This is a genomic window from Pseudomonas sp. GM80, assembly GCF_000282515.1.
In the GTDB taxonomy this organism is placed as follows: Bacteria; Pseudomonadota; Gammaproteobacteria; order Pseudomonadales; family Pseudomonadaceae; genus Aquipseudomonas.
Window position 1 is genome coordinate 1 of record NZ_AKJD01000263.1, and the last position, 16,903, is coordinate 16,903.

Annotated in this window: 14 protein-coding genes and 1 pseudogene; 10 read left to right on the forward strand and 5 right to left on the reverse strand. The window is 61.5% G+C overall.

Translation table 11 applies throughout. The features are described from left to right. Nucleotides 1-22: 22 nt before the first annotated feature. Nucleotides 23-793, reverse strand: a complete 771-nt coding sequence (locus tag PMI37_RS30240) for an AraC family transcriptional regulator (RefSeq protein ID WP_008088694.1) — start codon at nt 791-793, stop codon at nt 23-25. A 220-nt stretch (nt 794-1,013) separates the two neighbouring features. On the opposite strand from PMI37_RS30240, the gene PMI37_RS30245 reads away from it, so the two are divergent. The 5 genes from PMI37_RS30245 (at nt 1,014) to PMI37_RS30265 (ending at nt 7,487) form a co-directional block, all read left to right on the forward strand. Next, nucleotides 1,014-2,639, forward strand: coding sequence for an APC family permease (locus PMI37_RS30245; protein WP_008088697.1), 1,626 nt, complete (start codon nt 1,014-1,016; stop codon nt 2,637-2,639). 22 nt (nt 2,640-2,661) lie between these two features. Then, on the forward strand, nt 2,662-3,588 hold the full coding sequence (locus PMI37_RS30250; protein WP_008088699.1) for a 4-hydroxyproline epimerase: 927 nt from the start codon (nt 2,662-2,664) through the stop codon (nt 3,586-3,588). A gap of 55 nt (nt 3,589-3,643) precedes the next feature. Then, nucleotides 3,644-4,591: a dihydrodipicolinate synthase family protein gene (locus PMI37_RS30255; protein WP_008088702.1), complete on the forward strand. Its 948-nt coding sequence runs from the start codon at nt 3,644-3,646 to the stop codon at nt 4,589-4,591. Nucleotides 4,592-4,660: 69 nt separating this feature from the next. Continuing rightward, nucleotides 4,661-6,253: an aldehyde dehydrogenase (NADP(+)) gene (locus tag PMI37_RS30260; RefSeq protein WP_008088704.1), complete on the forward strand. Its 1,593-nt coding sequence runs from the start codon at nt 4,661-4,663 to the stop codon at nt 6,251-6,253. Further along, entirely contained in the window at nt 6,243-7,487 is a 1,245-nt protein-coding gene (locus PMI37_RS30265) for an NAD(P)/FAD-dependent oxidoreductase (protein ID WP_008088707.1), read from the forward strand. Before PMI37_RS30260 ends, PMI37_RS30265 begins: the two co-directional genes overlap by 11 nt. A gap of 99 nt (nt 7,488-7,586) precedes the next feature. Here PMI37_RS30265 and PMI37_RS30270 read toward each other — a convergent pair whose 3' ends face one another. Then, entirely contained in the window at nt 7,587-8,516 is a 930-nt protein-coding gene (locus PMI37_RS30270) for a Gfo/Idh/MocA family protein (RefSeq protein ID WP_008088710.1), read from the reverse strand. A gap of 187 nt (nt 8,517-8,703) precedes the next feature. On the opposite strand from PMI37_RS30270, the gene PMI37_RS30275 reads away from it, so the two are divergent. Next, nucleotides 8,704-9,753 (forward strand): NAD(P)-dependent alcohol dehydrogenase, encoded by a 1,050-nt coding sequence (locus PMI37_RS30275; RefSeq protein ID WP_008088712.1) that lies wholly within the window; start codon nt 8,704-8,706, stop codon nt 9,751-9,753. Between the two features lie 146 nt (nt 9,754-9,899). Beyond that, on the forward strand, nt 9,900-10,598 hold the full coding sequence (locus PMI37_RS30280) for a tRNA (adenine(22)-N(1))-methyltransferase (protein WP_338009894.1): 699 nt from the start codon (nt 9,900-9,902) through the stop codon (nt 10,596-10,598). 86 nt (nt 10,599-10,684) lie between these two features. On the opposite strand, the pseudogene ycaC reads toward PMI37_RS30280, so the two are convergent. Together ycaC and PMI37_RS30290 are read right to left on the reverse strand one after the other, a co-directional pair. Then, a pseudogene (gene ycaC, locus PMI37_RS30285) lies at nt 10,685-11,319 on the reverse strand (isochorismate family cysteine hydrolase YcaC). Nucleotides 11,320-11,455: 136 nt separating this feature from the next. Next, nucleotides 11,456-11,944 (reverse strand): Lrp/AsnC family transcriptional regulator, encoded by a 489-nt coding sequence (locus PMI37_RS30290; protein ID WP_008088721.1) that lies wholly within the window; start codon nt 11,942-11,944, stop codon nt 11,456-11,458. A 125-nt stretch (nt 11,945-12,069) separates the two neighbouring features. Here PMI37_RS30290 and PMI37_RS30295 point away from each other — a divergent pair, with 125 nt between their 5' ends. After that, nucleotides 12,070-13,530: an L-lactate permease gene (locus PMI37_RS30295; RefSeq protein WP_008088724.1), complete on the forward strand. Its 1,461-nt coding sequence runs from the start codon at nt 12,070-12,072 to the stop codon at nt 13,528-13,530. 15 nt (nt 13,531-13,545) lie between these two features. Here PMI37_RS30295 and PMI37_RS30300 read toward each other — a convergent pair whose 3' ends face one another. Beyond that, nucleotides 13,546-14,325: a helix-turn-helix transcriptional regulator gene (locus PMI37_RS30300; protein ID WP_008088726.1), complete on the reverse strand. Its 780-nt coding sequence runs from the start codon at nt 14,323-14,325 to the stop codon at nt 13,546-13,548. 97 nt (nt 14,326-14,422) lie between these two features. Between PMI37_RS30300 and PMI37_RS30305 the strand changes: the two genes are divergently transcribed. Next, nucleotides 14,423-15,877, forward strand: coding sequence for an MFS transporter (locus PMI37_RS30305; protein WP_008088728.1), 1,455 nt, complete (start codon nt 14,423-14,425; stop codon nt 15,875-15,877). A gap of 165 nt (nt 15,878-16,042) precedes the next feature. After that, entirely contained in the window at nt 16,043-16,792 is a 750-nt protein-coding gene (locus tag PMI37_RS30310) for a helix-turn-helix transcriptional regulator (protein WP_008088729.1), read from the forward strand. Nucleotides 16,793-16,903 lie beyond the last annotated feature (111 nt).

Here is a 16,903-nt window from a genome sequence, read left to right on the forward strand (position 1 = left end):
GCGGTGTTTGAGGGTATGGGCATCAGTGGCCTGTTGCCTGGCGGTACTGGCGCGGGGTGAAGCCGGTCGAGGCCTTGAACTGACGGGTGAAAGCGCTGTGATCGGTGTAGCCGCATTGCAAGGCTACGTCAGTGATCGGCAGGTCGCTGTGCAGCAAGCGATGAGCGTGTTCCAGGCGTACTTTCTGGATCATCTGCCGGGGCGTCAGGTGGAACACGCGTTTGCAGTACCGCTCCAGTTGCGCCACGGAAATGCCGGCAATCCGCGTCAGTTCAACCAAGGTCACACGGCGATTGAAATGGCCACGGATATGCTCGTCGACGGCGGCCAGCCGCTCGAACGCCGGATGGGTTTCGCTGGCCGATTGCAGATCGACCGAAATCCCCGCCAGACCGATGATCTCACCGTCGCGGTTATATAACGGTTGTTTGTGCGTCAGGCACCAACCCGGTTCGCGACTGCCGTAGAGATGCAGTTCGAGCTGATCCTCCAGTACCCACCCCTCCTCCAGCACTTTGCGATCCTGCTCGGTATACCCAGGCCCCAGTTGCGCCGGGAACACCTGCGCACTGGTTTTGCCGAGCAACGGGCGCAGATCCTTCAGGCCGCAACGCTGCACCAACGTGCGGTTGGCAAGCACGTAACGCGCTTGCACATCCTTGATGAAAATCACCGCGTTGGGAATCACGTCGAGCATCGGCAACAGCTGCGCGGCGCCGGCCAGTAATGCTTCAAGGGTGTGCGGGCGATTGCCGTCAACGCCTTGGGACAGCATCGATAACGCGCTCTGCATCAAGGGTTGCTCCCCTGTCGAAGGTTAAGCCGGGCGGCATTTGCATGCAGATTGCAGGATCGTCCCGACCGTGTCGAGGGCCGCGTTTGATCGGCGTAATTGTGCTGATTTCGTCATCGAACCGGCGATAAAACATCAATCGCCGCCCGCCTGTTCGGTTCAAAGTCTGGCCCCAGTGACACCCCACTGCCTATCCAATAACTCACAAGAAGGCGATGCCATGTCAGGCCAAGGCAAGTTCAAAAAACAGCTTTCACTGATCGACCTCACATTTATCGGACTCGGAGCGATCTTCGGTTCCGGCTGGTTGTTCGCGGCCAGTCACGTGTCCGCGATTGCCGGGCCGGCGGGGATCTTTTCCTGGCTGCTGGGCGGTTTTGCCGTGTTGTTGCTGGGCATCGTCTACTGCGAACTGGGCGCCGCGCTACCGCGTGCCGGCGGCGTCGTGCGTTATCCGGTTTACTCCCACGGGCCGCTGCTCGGCTACCTGATGGGCTTCATCACGCTGATCGCGTTTTCCAGTCTGGTGGCGATCGAAGTGGTTGCCTCGCGCCAATACGCGGCGGCATGGTTTCCCGAGCTGACCCAGGCGGGCAGCGGCAACCCGACGATCCTCGGCTGGACGCTGCAGTTCGGTCTGCTCTGCGTGTTTTTCCTGCTCAACTACCGCAGTGTGAAAACTTTCGCCAAGGCCAACAATCTGGTCAGCGTGTTCAAGTTCATCGTGCCGCTGCTGGTGATCGGCGTGCTCTTTACCTTCTTCAAACCGGCCAACTTCCACGTGCAAGGTTTCGCCCCGTTCGGCTTGTCCGGTATCGAAATGGCAGTGTCGGCGGGTGGCGTGATTTTCGCTTATCTGGGGCTGACACCGATCATCTCGGTGGCCAGTGAAGTGAAGAATCCGCAGCGCACCATTCCTATCGCGCTGATCCTCTCGGTGCTGCTGTCGACGTTGATTTATGTGCTGCTGCAAATGGCCTTTCTCGGCAGCATCCCGACCGAAATGCTCGCCAATGGCTGGGCCGGGATCAGCAAGGAATTCTCCCTGCCGTACCGCGACATCGCCCTGGCACTGGGCGTCGGTTGGCTGGCCTATCTGGTGGTCGCTGACGCGGTGATCTCGCCAAGCGGTTGCGGCAACATCTACATGAACGCCACGCCGCGCGTGATTTACGGCTGGGCGCAGACCGGCACCTTCTTCAAAGTCTTCACCCACATCGACGAAAAGTCCGGCATCCCGCGTCCGGCACTGTGGCTGACCTTCGCCCTGTCGGTGTTCTGGACCCTGCCGTTTCCGTCGTGGGAAGCGCTGATCAACGTGGTCTCCGCCGCGCTGGTGTTGAGCTACGCCGTGGCGCCCGTGTCGGTAGCTGCACTGCGCCGCAATGCGCCAAACATGCCGCGTCCGTTCCGGGTCAAGTGCATGGGCGTGCTCGGGCCGGTGTCGTTCATCATCGCCGCGCTGATCGTCTACTGGTCGGGCTGGAACACCGTGTCGTGGCTACTCGGCCTGCAAATTCTGATGTTCGTTGTGTACTTGCTGTGCGGCCGTTTCGTGCCGACCGCTCACCTCAATCTGGCCAGCCAGGTGCGCTCCTCGGCGTGGTTGATCGCCTTCTACGCGGTGACCATCGTGCTGTCGAAACTCGGCACCTTTGGTGGCCTCGGCATCCTCGTTCATCCGTTCGACACCATTGTCGTCGCCGTTTGCGCCACAGGCATTTATTACTGGGGCGCCGCGACCGGCGTGCCGGCGCACCTGCTGCGTCTGGAAGAAGACGATGAAGAAAGCGAAGTCGCCGCCCCTGCTTCGACCGTGACCGCGCGCCCTGCCGGCGCCTACTGAAATCACCCAACGGGATCTCTTCATGAAAAAACTACACGTCATTGATTCCCATACCGGCGGTGAACCCACGCGTCTGGTGATGGCAGGGTTCCCCGATTTGCCCGGCAACAGCATGGTGGAAAAACGCGACGCCCTGCGCAATCAGCATGACGCTTGGCGCCGCGCCTGCCTGCTGGAACCGCGCGGCAACGATGTGCTGGTCGGCGCGTTGTATTGCCAACCGGTGTCTCCGGACGCCACGTGCGGGGTGATTTTTTTCAACAACGCCGGTTACCTCGGCATGTGCGGCCACGGCACCATCGGCCTGATCAACTCGTTGCAGTACCTGGGAAAAATCCAGCCGGGCGTGCACAAGATCGACACACCGGTCGGCCCGGTCAGCGCCACGTTGCATGACGACGGCTCGGTCACGCTGGGCAACGTCCCCGCTTATCGGCATCGCAAACAAGTGCCGGTGGACGTACCGGGATTCGGCCTCGTCTTCGGCGACATCGCCTACGGCGGCAACTGGTTTTTCCTCGTTTCCGAACACGGCCAGACGCTGACGATGGACAACGTCGAACACCTCACGACTTACACCTGGGCGATGCTCAAGGCCCTCGAAGACCAAGGCATTCATGGCGAAGACGGCGCGGTGATCGACCACATCGAACTGTTCGCCGATGACGCCAACGCCGACAGCCGCAACTTCGTCATGTGCCCCGGCAAAGCCTACGACCGCTCCCCGTGCGGCACCGGCACCAGCGCCAAACTCGCTTGCCTCGCCGCCGACGACAAGCTGCAACCCGGCGCGATCTGGGTGCAGGCGAGCATCACCGGCAGCCAATTCGAAGGCCACTTCGAATGGGAGGGCGAACGCATTCGCCCGTTCATCACTGGCCGCGCCTACATGACCGCCGACAGCACCTTGCTGATCGACGAAGCCGACCCGTTCGCGTGGGGCATCTGAGCCACCGCGCAGACTTTTCACCTCAATTTGAATGATGTGCCAAGGAGTTAAAACAATGAGCGACAACATCTTCACCGGTTGCATGCCGGCCCTGATGACCCCGTGCACCGCCCAGCGCAAACCGGACTTCGACGCGCTGGTGGCCAAGGGTCGCGAGCTGATCGATATCGGCATGAGCGCCGTGGTGTATTGCGGCTCGATGGGCGACTGGCCGCTGCTCACCGAGGCCGAGCGGCAGGAAGGCGTGGCGCGTCTGGTGGCGGCGGGCATTCCAACGATTGTCGGCACCGGCGCGGTGAATTCCCGTGAAGCAGTCGCCCACGCGGCGCATGCGGCAAAAGTCGGCGCGCAAGGTTTGATGGTGATTCCGCGCGTACTGTCCCGTGGCGCTTCGGCCACTGCGCAAAAGGCCCACTTCGCAGCCATTCTGCAAGCGGCGCCGAACCTGCCGGCGGTGATCTACAACAGCCCTTACTACGGTTTCGCCACCCGCGCCGACCTGTTCTTCGAACTGCGCCGCGAGTACCCGAACCTGATCGGCTTCAAGGAATTTGGCGGTGGCGCCGACCTGCGTTACGCCGCCGAAAACATCACCTCCAAAGATGAAAACGTGACGCTGATGGTCGGCGTCGACACGCAAGTGGTGCACGGTTTCGTCAACTGCAACGCCACTGGCGCGATCACCGGTATTGGCAATGCCCTGCCCCGCGAGGTGCTGCAACTGGTTGCGCTGAGCAAAAAGGCTGCCCAAGGAGATGCGCAGGCGCGGCGTCAGGCGCGGGAGCTGGAATCGGCATTGGCGGTGCTGTCGTCGTTCGATGAAGGCTGCGACCTGGTGCTGTATTACAAGCACTTGATGGTGCTCAACGGCGACAAGGAATACACCCTGCACTTCAACGAAACCGATGCGTTGAGCGACTCGCAGCGACGTTATGCCGAGAAGCAGTACTCGCTGTTCCGTCACTGGTACGAGAACTGGTCGGCAGAACAGAACTTCGCCTGATCTTTTCTTTCGCTTGCCGTGCAGTTTTTGACTCACGGCAGGCATCACTACTTTCATCAGGAAAACACCATGACTCTGACGGGCCACATGCTGATCGGCCAGCACACGGTTGCGGGCAACCGCGAAGCCATTCGAGGCATCAACCCGGCCACGAACGCCGTGCTGGAACCGGCCTATGCCGGCGGTTCGGCGGAACATGTCGAGCAGGCTTGCGCATTGGCCTGGGCGGCGTTCGACGCTTTTCGCGAGACACCCCTGAATGTCCGCGCTGAATTTCTCGAAAGCATCGCCGAAGAAATCGAAGCCCTCGGCGATGAACTGATTGATCGCGCGATGGCGGAAACCGGCCTGCCGCGCCCTCGCCTGTTGGGTGAACGCGGGCGCACTTGCCAACAATTGACAATGTTCGCACGCACCGTGCGCGCGGGCGAATGGCTGGATGTGCGCGTCGACAACGCGCAGCCGGATCGCCAACCGATGCCACGTTCGGATCTGCGTCAACGGCAGATTGCGCTGGGGCCGGTGGCGGTTTTCGGCGCGAGTAATTTTCCGTTAGCGTTTTCGGTCGCGGGCGGTGACACCGCGTCGGCGCTGGCGGCCGGTTGCCCGGTGATCGTCAAGGCGCACAGTGCGCATCCCGGCACCAGTGAACTGGTTGGCCGCGCGGTGGTACGGGCGGTGAAAATCTGTGGTTTGCCGGACGGTGTGTTTTCGCTGTTGTACGGTTCTGGGCGCGAAGTGGGCATTGCGCTGGTCAGCGATCCACGCATCAAAGCCGTCGGTTTTACTGGCTCGCGCAGCGGTGGTCTGGCGCTGATGCAAGCGGCGCAGGCGCGGCCCGAGCCGATTCCGGTGTACGCGGAAATGAGTTCGATCAACCCGGTGTTGCTGTTTCCGGCGGCTTTGCAAAACCGCACGCAAGCGTTGGCTGAAGGCTTTGTCGCTTCACTGACGCTGGGTGCCGGGCAGTTTTGTACCAATCCGGGATTGGTCATAGCGCTGAAGAGTGCGGCGCTGGACAGTTTTATCGCCGCCACAGCGCAACGGATTGAACGCAGCCCGGCGCAGACGATGCTCACGCCAGGCATCTTCAGGGCCTATGCATCGGCGGTGAATGCACTGGACGAAAACCCTCGGGCGACGGGTGCGGCTATCGGCCAGGCTGGCAGCGCCCCGAATCAAGGTCAGGCGCATGTGTTTGTCAGCGACGCGGCAGATTTCCTCGCGGATCACAACCTGCAGGGCGAAGCGTTCGGCGCTGCGTCGCTGATCGTGCAATGCGCCAGCGTGGAAGAAATGCGTCAGGTCACCGAGCACCTGGAAGGTCAACTGACCGCCACGCTGCATCTGGATGATGAAGACGTGGAGCAAGCCCGCGCGCTGCTGCCGACTCTGGAGCGCAAGGCCGGGCGTTTACTGGTGAATGGTTGGCCGACCGGTGTTGAAGTCTGCGATGCCATGGTGCACGGCGGGCCCTTCCCGGCGACTTCCGACTCGCGAACGACATCCGTGGGTACGGCAGCGATCCTGCGTTTTCTGCGCCCGGTCTGTTATCAGGATTTCCCCGACAGCTTGCTGCCGACCGCACTGAAACAGGCCAATCCATTGCACTTGAGTCGCCTGCTCGATGGGCACAGGGAAGCCCTGAACCATGGCGAATAACGTCTCCCACGACATCGCTGTGGTCGGCGCCGGCATCATCGGCGTCGCCTGCGCGTTGCGCCTGGCGCGCCAGGGTCTGCGCGTGGTGGTCATCGATCAACAGCGACCGGGCCACGGCGCCTCGTTCGGCAACGCCGGGCACTTGGCGACTGAACAGGTGTTTCCGATTGCCGATGCGTCGATCCTCAAACGCCTGCCGGCCATGCTCCTCGACCCGATGGGCCCGTTGCGTCTCGACTGGAAATACCTTCCCCGTGCCTTACCGTGGTTCACGCGGTTGCTGCTGAATCTGCGGGCGGAGCCGTTTCAGAACACCGTGGCCGGATTACGCGCGCTCAATGAAAGCAGTCTGGACGCCTGGCAACGCTTGCTCGCGGACATCGCGCGGCCTGACCTGCTCAAGGTCGACGGCTCGTTGCTGGTGTTCGAACGCCCTGAATCGCGTCAGGCCCTCGATGCCTTGCAAGCGCGATTGCGCCAACAGGAAGTGCCCGTCGATTACTGGCCGGCCAAAGCCATTCAGGACACTGCGCCGCAACTCAGCGAGCAGATTCAGGGCGGTTTGTTCTTTCCGCGCACCGGCCATTTCATCGACCCGTACCGGGTGGTGTGTGAGTTGGTTGAAGCGGCAAAAGCGAGCGGCGTGAGTTTTGTGCAGCAACAAGTGCAAGGGGGTGCTGTTGAAGAAAACGGCGTTTCACTGATCACCGGCAACGGCGTTCTGGCCGCACGCCGAGTGCTGATTGCCTGCGGCGCACACTCGGCAAAACTCACCGCAGCACTCACCGGCAAGAAAGTCCCGCTGGACACCGAACGCGGTTATCACCTGATGCTGCCGCAGGAACACGACCGCCTGCCCTTCCCCGTCACCTCACTGGAACGCAAGTTCATCATGACGCCGATGACTGAGGGATTGCGGCTGGCGGGTACGGTTGAATTTGCCGGGCTGGAGAAACCACCGAGCATGGAACGCGCGTGGCAGTTGCATCGGTTGAGCCAGGGATTGTTTCGCAAGGATCTGAGCGCTGAAAGTGCAACGCCGTGGATGGGTTTTCGCCCGTCGTTGCCGGATTCGCTGCCGGTGATTGATCGCGTGTGTGGGGGCAAGGTGTTGCTAGCGTTTGGTCATCAGCATCTGGGGCTGACGCAGGCGGCGGTGACGGCGGAGATGGTTGTCGGGATGGCGTTGAGCGAGTTGCCGAGCAGCGAATCTTACAGGCTTGACCGTTTCTAAAATCGCCCTGTAGGAGCTGCGGCACGCTGCGATCTTTTGATCTTGATTTTTGAACATCAAAAGATCGCAGCGTGCCGCAGCTCCTACACGGTTATGTATTCAAGCGTCGTAGAAAGGGGCAACCGAGACCCGGCTCCCAACAAAAAAACTATCCGCCACCAACCGCAACGGCTGCAAATCCAGATCACAGCCCTTCTCGCCAATCAACTGCTGAAAATGCCGATACACCGCCGCGTACTCACCCTCTTCCGATACGGCCTGACGCACACCATCAATACTCAACAGCTCCCCGCCATTATCCAGTCGTAACACGCCTTCCTTGCAGCGAACCTCGATACTCCAAAGCTCATCATGCCCGTGATCAAAATCAAATTCCGCCCGCACATCAAGGTGCTGCGCGTCGGACATTTTGATCGAGGCGGCGATCGGCGATTGGCAGTTGTTCGGCACGCGCAGTTCGGCGGATTCGACAAACAGTGGCAGCGTCAGCAGGTGGGTGACGATCGACAGCGCGTTGATGCCCGGATCGAATACGCCGAGGCCGCCGGGTTGCCAGATCCAGGTCTGGCCGGGGTGCCATTTGCGCACGTCTTCTTTCCAGTCGATCTGCACGCTCTGCAAGGTACGCGTGGCGAGCCAGTCTCGGGCGATGGCAATGCCCGGCGCGTAGCGTGAATGCCAGGCGAACAGCGCGCTGACGCCCTGCTCCGAGGCTTGATCAACCAATGCCATGGCCTCACCCAGCGTCGCGCACGGCGGCTTTTCCACCAGCACATGTTTGCCCGCGGCCAGGGCTTGCTGCACTAAAGCAAAGCGCCCTTGCGGCGGCGTGCAGAACGCGATCGCATCGACCGGCGGGCCGTTTTCGAGCAACTCGCTCAGGGACTGAAAATTCTCTACGCCGGCGCAGGGCTTGCCTTGCGTGGCAACGGACACCAGCTGAAAACCGGGGTTGGCGTGGATCGCCGGGACGTGTTGATCCTGGGCGATTTTGCCGTAACCCACCAGACCGAGACGGATCGCTTGCATCAATGACTCCTGCTTTGATTTTGTTTTAGTCAGAACCGGCAGATTACCTGCAAACAGCGCGAGCGTCTGTCGGCGCAACGTCACAAGGGCTCGCAGGATCAGGCAAGGATCGCACAGGAATGCACTACTGCACGGCGGGGCAAAACCCCAAGAATGTCCCCACGACAAATCGACTGAGGATGTTCCCATGCTTGTACAAGCCTACGGCGCCCACGCTGGCGACAAACCCCTTGAACCCATGCAGATCGCGCGTCGCGCCCCGGCAGCCCATGACGTGCAGATCGATATCGCCTACTGCGGCATTTGCCATTCCGACCTGCATCAGGTGCGCGCCGAGTGGGCCGGCACGCAATTCCCTTGCGTGCCGGGGCACGAGATCGTCGGTCGCGTCTCGGCGGTGGGTGCGCATGTTGCGGATTACAAGGTCGGCGATCTGGTCGGCGTCGGCTGCATCGTCGACAGTTGCAAACACTGTGATGACTGCGAAAGCGGTCTGGAAAACTACTGCGACGGCATGATCGGCACTTACAACTTCCCGACCGCGGATGCACCGGGCTGGACGCTGGGCGGCTACGCGCAAAACATCGTCGTACACGAACGCTACGTGCTGCGCATCCGCCACCCGCAAGCACAATTGGCGGCAGTCGCACCGCTGCTGTGCGCGGGCATCACCACCTATTCGCCGTTGCGTCACTGGAACGCCGGGCCGGGCAAGAAAGTCGGCGTGGTCGGCATCGGCGGCCTGGGCCACATGGGCATCAAACTGGCGCATGCCCTGGGCGCGCATGTCGTTGCCTTTACCACCTCCGAATCCAAGCGTGAGGCGGCAAAAGCGTTGGGCGCCGATGAGGTGGTGGTGTCGCGCAATGCCGAGGAAATGGCCGCGCACGCGAAGAGCTTCGACTTGATCCTCAACACCGTCGCAGCCCCACACGATCTCGATGCGTTCCTCGTGCTGCTCAAGCGTGATGGCGCGCTGACGCTGGTGGGCGCTCCGGCCACTTCGCACCCATCGCCGAACGTGTTCAACCTGATCATGAAACGCCGCACGATTGCCGGCTCGATGATCGGTGGCATTGCCGAGACTCAGGAGATGCTCGACTTCTGTGCCGAGCACGGCATCGTCTCCGACATCGAGCTGATCCGCGCCGAGCAGATCAACGATGCCTACGAGCGCATGCTCAAAGGTGACGTGAAATATCGCTTCGTGATCGATAACGCCACGCTCGCCGGCTAATGCCGTGACGCCATCGGCAGCGCATTGCTGCCGATGGGCCTGGTCGATTTTGTCGCCGGGATTTGACACGCCCGGTGATGCTCGACAAAGTCGCAGCCCTTTTTCCGCGAAAAATGCCGCCGGTGTGGGGCGAACAGGGGTTGCCGTTGAACCAACAGACATTGTCCATGCGCCTGGAGCGCGTCGCCGCGCATGTGCCGGCCGGCGCACGACTGGCCGATATCGGCTCCGATCACGGCTATCTGCCGGTGGCGCTGATGCGGCGCGGCGTGATTGCAGCGGCGGTGGCTGGCGAAGTCGCGTTGACGCCGTTCCGTTCGGCCGAACGCACCGTTCGCGACAACAACTTGCACGATCGCATCACGGTTCGCCTGGCCAATGGTCTGGCGGCGATCAAATCTGACGATGGCATTACCGTGATCACCGTCTGCGGCATGGGCGGCGAGACCATTCGCGACATCCTCGCCAGCGGCAAAACCCACTTGAGCGGCAGCGAACGCCTGATCCTGCAACCCAATGGCGGCGAGCAACCGCTGCGCCAATGGTTGATGGACAACGGCTACCGCATCCTCTGCGAGGAAATCCTGCGGGAGAACCGCTTCGACTACGAAATCATCGTCGCCGAACGTGACGAATCGGTGAGCTATACCGACCAGGAGTTGTACTTCGGTCCGCTACAGATGCAGGCGCGCAGCCCTGAGTTTTTAAGTAAGTGGCAACGCAAACTGCGCCACAAGCAAAACACCTTGAGCCAACTTGCCCGGGCGCAGAAAGCCCTCCCGGAAGGCACTGTGCAAGACGTCGCTCGCCAAGCACAGTGGATCAGCGAGCTGCTCGCTGGCTGAGCGGTGACTGTGGTTGACCATGCAATCGCCAACGCATGCCAAAAAGCCTGCTTTTCAGGGCAGGCTTTTCGCGTAGCTGTGTCGGCTTATTTTTGCTGCGCCGTCAGCGCCGAGTAGCTGTTCATCAGGTTGCGATAGTTAGGGATGCGTTGCGACAGCAGGTTGCCCAAGCCTTCGATGTCGTTGCGCCAGTCGCGGTGCAACTCACAGGCTACCGAGAACCAGTTCATCATCTGCGCACCGGCCTGAGTCATGCGGCTCCATGCGGCCTGCTGCACGGTGGTGTTGAAAGTCCCGGAAGCATCGGTGACCACGAACACATCAAAACCTTCCGCCAGCGCCGACAGCGTCGGGAACGCGACACAGACATCGGTTACCACACCGGCAATGATGATCTGCTTGCGGCCAGTGGCCTTGATCGCTTTTTGACGAAATCTTCGTTGTCCCAGGCGTTGATCTGGCCTGGACGGGCGATGTACGGCGCATCCGGGAACATCTCTTTCAATTCCGGTACCAGCGGGCCATTCGGGCCTTGTTCGAAACTGGTGGTGAGGATGGTCGGCAAGTTGAAGAACTTGGCCAGGTCAGCCAGGGCCAGCACGTTGTTCTTGAACTCGTTCGGCGAGAAGTCCTGCACCAGCGAAATCAGCCCGGTCTGGTGATCGACCAGCAGCACGATGGCGTCGTCTTTGTTCAGGCGGTTGTAGGTTGGAGTGGTCATGGTCTGCGTCCCTTTTCGATGTTGGAAGTTGTTGTTGCGTTCAAGTTGGGTACAGATTACTGACGCATCGAAGGGGGATAAATCGGCTGAATAGCGTTTCACCGTCAACTTAAAAGCGACAATTAACAGCAGACCACTAGTCAACCATACTCGGCACCTCCAGCCCGACCTTGACCCGGTCCAGCGCCACAATGGTCTTGAACCAGGTCACATTGGCGTTTTCGGCAAACAGCTTGCGCGCCAACAGCTGGTATTCCTGCATGCTGGCCACCGTCAACACGAGGACGAAATCCACTTCGCCGGTGACGTAGTAGCACTGCTGGACTTCGGGGACGGCAAAGTGCGCCTTCATGGCTTCCAGTGCTTGGAGGCTGGTGCGTTCGGCCATGACTTCGACAATGATGGTGATCGGCCGCCCTACCGCCGTCGGGTCGACGATGGCGACGTTGCCGGTGATCACGCCAGCCTCTTCCATCCGTTTGATACGGCGTTGAACAGCAGCGGTGCTGAGGTTGACTTGCTCGGCCATCAGCCGAAGTGGCGTGGTGTTGTCGCGCTGGACAAGGTCGAGGATGGCCCGGTCGAACTTGTCCAGCGAGGTTGCAGCTGCGAGGTTTTTGGCCATGATCGATCCGTGAGAAATTTTCTCGAAAACTAGCAGAAAACCGCGACCCTTTATCTAGCCGTGAGAAATATTATCGAGTTCGCCGCCTGCCTTCGCAGTGCGAACTCACACAGGATTTCATTGGCATGGTCGCTCTGTTTCATCTTTCTCCGGTTTTCCTGGTCACCGCCATGCTCGTCGTGCTGCGTCGCCCGCCCGTGCACGCGGCGATCGCCGGCACCTTGTTGGTGGTGCTGCTGTGGCTCGCCGGCGTCGCCGATGCGTGGCACCTGACGAGCATGATCGCGGCGGCCGAGGACACCGCCGTGCTGTTTGCCAGCACCGCTTTCGTGATCGTGCCAGGGCTGGCGTTCGTGATTGTCATTGAGCGGCTGGGGGTCAATCTGGCGCTGAGCCGCTGGGTCAGTTCGCTGGGGCTGGGACGCGGCGATCAGCTGGTGTTCATCGTCCTCGGACTGGCGCCGCTACTGGAAGCCATGACCGGCTTCGGCGTGTCGTTGATCGCCACGGTACCTTTGCTGTTGAGCCTGTTCGAACGCCGGGTGGCGCTGCGCATTGCCCTGACCGGCATGGCCATCATGCCGTGGGGAACGCTGGGCCTGGCCTCGGTGATCGGCGCTTCACTGGCGCACCTCGACGCGCGAGCGCTGGCGGCGGCGTCAGCCCTGACCAGTGCACCGGTGTTTCTCGTCCTGAGCGCGCTGGCGTTGTTCCTGGCCGGCGTGCGTGAGGCACGGGAATGGCGTGCCCTGGGTCTGTCCTGGTTGTTATTTGTCGGCGTGCTCTACGCGGCGAGTCGCTGGCTGGGGCCGGAAGTTGCCGGTGTAGCGGCGGGACTGATTACCGCCAGCGCCGTTCTGGCCAGTGGCTTGTGGCGTCTACATCGCCGCCACAACGACCACGGTTCAGTGCACTGGCCACGTCAGGCCTGGCCGTACCTGGCGCTGATTGTCTGCATTGTTGCTTTGAAAACCTTGTGGGCGCTCACCGCCTGGCAGGATCTGTGGATCGTTCACGGTACTCAAGTCACCTGGAAACCCCTGGCCTCGCCGGGTGTTGCCTTGCTGTTGGTGCTGCTCGGCTTGGTCATTCGTGGGCGAAATATACCGCGCTCAGCGAATCCCGATGTCAGCCTGCCGGCCGCACTGGCGGCGCGGGCCAAGCGGCCGTTGCTGACGATATTTTTCTTTCTGGCGATGTCGCAGATGATGGTCAAGGCCGGATTTCTCGCCGGTCTGATGCAACTGCTCGCCGGCCTCTCACCGACGATGGCGACCTCACTGGTGAGCCTGCTGGGCGCCCTGTCCGGCTACATGACCGGATCAAATGTCGGCGGCAACGCGATCTTCATGCCGGCCATCGCGATGCTGCCCGAGGCCTCGCGCCTGTTGCTGGCGGCGGCGCAAAACAGCGCGGCAGGCCATGCCGCTTTGGGTTCGTTGTCGATCGTCATGCTGATACTGGGACTGGCCAAGACCCAGGCCACGGAAGAAGGCGAACTGGTGAGGTTCGGCTTCGCGCTGGTTTGCCTCAACACCGCGCTGGTGGCGTTGGCCGCAGGCTTTTCAAGTCTCTGGATACGCTAGGCCAGCGCGCGCCCATCACTGTCTGGCGTACACCACCAGACGCAAATGCCGGTCAGCATCGATGGTCAACGTGGTGTGTTCGAACGGCTCGACGATGCCGTCGATCAGCAATTGGCGTACACCGTTGCACGGCGCTTGTACGTCATGCTGACGCCACCAGAGACTGAAATCCGGCGAGGCTTTTTGCAGCTCATCGACCAGTGCCTGAATGTCGGCCTCCTGCGAGGCGCGCGCATAGTCGCGCTGGAAACTGGCGAGCATTTGCGGTGCCTGTTGGTCCCAACGGGCGAAGCGTTCGCGCAGGGTCGGATCGGTAAACAGCATCCACAGCAGATTGCGCCGCGCCGGGGCCTGCCGGTCGAAACCGAACAGATCCTCTGCCGCAGCGTTGAACGCCAGCACATCCCAGCGCAGGTTGAGCACGTATGCGGCGTGCGGCAGGTCGTGCATCAAGCGCACTACCAGCGGTGGCACCACGCACCAGGTCTTGCCCGGTTCAGCCGGCGGGCGGTCGTGCGCCAGCAAAAACAGATGCCGCCGCTCGGGGGCATCCAGTTTCAGCACCCGCGCGAGGTTATCCAGAAAGGCCGCCGACACGCCGATGTCGCGCCCCTGTTCCAGCCAGGTGTACCAGGTCAGGCCGACCCCGGCGAGCGCCGCGACTTCCTCACGGCGCAGCCCGGGTGTGCGCCGCCGCCCTCCACTGGGCAGGCCGACGTCGGCCGGTGACAACCGTTCACGCCGCGCGCGCAAGAAGGCCGCCAGATCGTTGCGAGTTCGTTCCATGGTTCGCATCGTTTACCTCATTACTTTCAGTAACAGCATAAAGGGTTAAATTGTAAGTGCGTAAGAACGCTTTGAGAATGCGCGCTCACTGACTCGGATACTCAAGATGAGCGCACCTTTATCCTCTTCCGCCCTGCCCGCCCGCACGGCTGCCAGCGCTCCATGGCTGGGCCTTTGCGTCCTGTTGATCGCAGGTTTCGTGACGATCTTCGATCTGTTTGTGGTCAACGTCGCCATCCCCGACATGCAGTCAGGGCTGGGTGCAAGTTTCTCGCAAATCGGCTTTATCGTGGCCGGCTATGAATTGGCCTTTGGCGTATTGCTGATTACCGGCGGACGCCTGGGTGATCTGTACGGACGACGTCGTCTGTTCGTGATCGGCATGGCCGGTTTCACTTTGGCGTCGGCATTATGCGGGATGGCGCCCGACGCCGGTTTTCTGATTGGCGCGCGGGTGCTGCAAGGCTTGGCGGCGGCGTTGTTGTTTCCGCAAGTCTATGCGTCGATTCGCGTGAGTTTCGAGGGCGACGACAGCCGCCGCGCCTTCGGCCTGCTCGGCATGACACTGGGCCTGGCCGCCATCGCCGGTCAGGTGCTCGGTGGGTGGCTGGTGCAGGCCGATCTGTTCGGGCTGGGCTGGCGCGCGGTGTTTTTGATCAACGTTCCCGTCGGCCTGTGCGCGATCGCAGCGGCGCGGTGGATCCCGGAAACCCGCGCACCTCAGCGTCCGACGCTGGACTGGACGGGTGTGGCACTGGTCAGTGCCGGGCTGGCCTTGCTGCTGGTGCCCCTGATCGAGGGGCCGGGGCAAGGCTGGCCGGCCTGGAGCACGTTGTCATTGCTGGCGGCGCTGGCCCTGCTGCTGGGCTTCTATCGCCAACAGGAACGACGACGTGTCACGGGTGAGATGCCCCTGGTGGACATGCGTTTGCTTGGCCAACCACGGTTTGCCTTGGGCACGTTATTGGTGCTGCTGGTCTACTCCACGTCCAGTTCGTTCTTCTTGTGTTTTGCCTTGTTGATGCAGACCGGGCTGGGGCTTGAGCCCTTCCTGGCCGGCAGCATTTTCGCACCTTGCAGCGTAGGTTTTGTACTGGCGTCACTGACCGCGCCTCGGCTGGTGGCTCGCTGGGGAACACGCGCGATCTTCGCCGGGGCGCTGGTGTACAGCGCGTCCATCGGACTGCTGATCACGCAAGTCCAACTGGCCGGCGCAGACTTGCAGCCCACACGCCTGATTCCCGTGCTGATCGTGGTCGGTGCGGGCCAGGGGCTGATCATGACGCCACTGCTCAACCTGGTGCTGGGTTTCATCGATGAGGCCCGGGCGGGCATGGCGTCGGGAATTATTTCCACCGTCCAGCAAATCGGCGCGGCGCTGGGCGTCGCCGTGGTCGGCATGCTGTTCAGCGCGACGCTTGCCAACGGCGCTGAACCCTCGACGCAAGCCGGCCAGTACGCATCGGCCTTCGTCAACGCGATGATTTACAACCTTGGGGCGGCCGTGCTGGTCTGCGTGCTGTTGCTGCTGCTGGCGAAAACGCAACGGCCCTTGAACTGATCAAAAGCGATGCGCGGTTATGAGCTAATAACGCCTTCATTAAACGGTCGTCGAAACGTTGTACTAGGATAGGATCGTCTTCTGGAAACGTTTTTGCCGGCCATGGAGCTTCACGCCGGTATTCCAGGGACGCGAGTACCCCATTGCAACTCATGGACGAACAATATGAACTCACACCTGTTCCCGCATATCGGCAAGGTCATCGCCAGCACTGGCAGCCGGCATTTTCCGCGCATGCTGCATGACCTGATCCTCACCCAACTGGCCGTCGATGCCACCCATATTCGGCAGATGCGTGTCGAGCCGGTGGGCCGTGCCACCCGCCGTAATGAACCCGAACCGTTGAAAGAGGCCGGGCTGCTCGCCGAAACGCTGTTTTCCGAGCACAACACAGCGACCGCCCCTGACCTGCCGAACCCTGATCCGTCGACGGCCACCGATGCCTCGCAACTGCATCTGACCCGGCGCAAGGACGGCTACCGCTACGTGATTTCGGTGTACCGCAACGGTCAGTCGCAACGCTTTTCTGCACAGGAACGCAGCCGCCTGCAAGATATTTCGCCGCTGCTGCTGCCGATGGTGGAAAAACACATCAGTGCCCTGCAACCGGACGATGCCGACTGCGAACGCCCGGCCGAGGCCACCGAAGGCTCGGGCATCGAGACCCTGCGCCTGCGCTTCAATGAGCGTTTGCAGCAATTGGGGTTGAGCCTGTCGAACCGTGAAAGCGAAGTGTGCATCGGCCTGCTCACCGGGCGCACGGCACCGGAGCTGGCCGAACAGTTGCAGCTCAAGGTCAACACCGTGGAAAGCTACCTCAAGCGCGCCGCGATCAAGCTCGGCATCAGCGGGCGACATTCATTGATGCGCTGGATGTATTCGCCACTGGACACCTCAACCTCCACCGCCGCCTGATCGGTAGGAGCTGCCGCAGGCTGCGATCTTGATCGTTCCCACGCTCTGCGTGGGAACGCCTCTTGGGACGCTCTGCGTCCAGTGACGCGGAGCGTCACGGGCTGCATTCCC